1 pseudogene is annotated in these 1,324 nt (G+C 48.1%); it reads right to left on the bottom strand.

Going from position 1 to position 1,324, the window contains the following annotated elements:
* Positions 1 to 1,324, bottom strand: a pseudogene (locus WEIDD23_RS03850) (hypothetical protein); the annotation flags it as partial.

The raw sequence follows: 1,324 nt of genomic DNA, 5'->3' as shown, positions 1-1,324 counted from the left end.
GTTTGCTTGGCGACCGGTTGTCCAGTCGTCAAATCGCTAAACTTCACGACTACCTTCTGAGCGTCTGCTGTGTACGTTACCGTTGACTTGGCTGGTCCATAGCTGTACTCGCCAGTCTCAGTATTCAATACTGCTTCCGCCGTGTTTGATACTGACGTCTTATCCGGTGTGTAACCAGCGACGGCTGGCGTCTCAACTGCAGTGTACGTCAATGCACCCGTCGTCTTGTCAACAGTGACGGTCGCCTTGTCCACATCCGCTACCGTATACGTATCTGCCACATAATCAGCCCCGTACGAATCCTTCGCAATTGCTTGAATGCGTTGCTTTGTGACATTGTCTGTTTGATACGTGTGCGTAATCGTTACAGTTGCCTTATTTGACTTAGGTTCTGGGTTGGCACCTTCGTATGTCACCGTTGACGTTGCCGTCAAATCTTCACTTTGTGGGGTAACACTGTGACGCAGTGTTACTTCATAAGTTTGATTCTTTGCATCATCGTTGTCATATGGCACATCAGTCTTTGGCAATCCAGTCACAACATAATAACCAGCTTCTTCCAAAGCCTTCACAACATCTTGCGCTGTCGTAAAGTCAATCGTGCCATCAGTCACACCGGTAATCATCACCGGTTCTTGACCTGAAACTGCTTTACCAGTCGTCAAATCCTTAAATGTCACAACAACCTTTTGCACATCTGCGGTATACGTCACCGTTGACGCAACTGGTGCATAACTTACTGCACCAGTCTCTGCATCGACAATCGCAGCGCTGACATTTTGCTTCGTTTCCGCATCTGGCGTGTATCCGGCCACAGCTGGGGTATCTACCGTTTTGAACGTGATATCTCCCGTCGTGCCATCAACCGTTGCCTTAGAAGCATCAGCTTCAGCAATTACATACGTATCTGCCTTATAGTACGTACCATAATTAGCCTTATCGCCAGCTTGGATACGATTGCCAGTCACGTCATCCGTTTGGTATGTGTGCGTCACAGTCACAGAAACAACGTTCGCTTCTGGCGCTGGGTTGGCACCCTCATACGCCACTGTTGATGTTGCTGCAAGTGTTTCGTGTTCATCTGACACACCATGACGAACTGTCACCGTAAATGTTTGGTCATTTGCATCGTCGTTGTCGTACAAAGTTGCATCCGTTGGCAATCCAGTCACAACTTGGTATCCCTTAGCAATAAGGGCATCAACGACCGTTTGGGCAGAAGTAAAGTCAATCGTACCGTCTGACAATCCAGAAATTGTCACCGTATCTTGGTCAGCAACTGCCATCTTCGTCGTTGCGTCTTCAAAGTTGACATGAACCGTCT

It is taken from the genome of Weissella sp. DD23 (assembly GCF_001579105.1).
Lineage (GTDB): Bacteria > Bacillota > Bacilli > Lactobacillales > Lactobacillaceae > Weissella > Weissella cibaria.
Note: the sequence above shows the minus strand (reverse complement) of the source record. Positions and strands in the feature narration are given on the sequence as shown.